Genomic DNA, 237 nt, shown 5'->3' on the forward strand with positions numbered 1-237 from the left:
GACCGTGCCGGACAGGTCGACCAGGCCGGGGACGGGCACCTCGCCTTCGACCAGCTGGCCGGCGGCGTCGTAGGAGGTCACCGGGAGGGTGTCGCCGCCGGCCACGCCCTCGGTCTCGGCGAGCAGGATCTCGCCCGGACCGGTGGGGTACGCCCCGGCGGACAGCTGCTGCCCGCGCAGCAGCGGGTCCTCGGCCAGGGCGGTGACGGCGACGTAGCGGGCGCCGGTCCGGTCGGG

1 protein-coding gene is annotated in these 237 nt (G+C 77.6%); it reads right to left on the reverse strand.

Annotation, left to right across the window (positions count from 1 at the left end; translation table 11 throughout):
* Positions 1–237 (reverse strand): hypothetical protein (locus AC0IVP_RS22160; RefSeq protein WP_471759311.1); only part of this gene is annotated, 237 nt, incomplete at both ends.

The organism is Klenkia sp. AC732 (assembly GCF_979256525.1).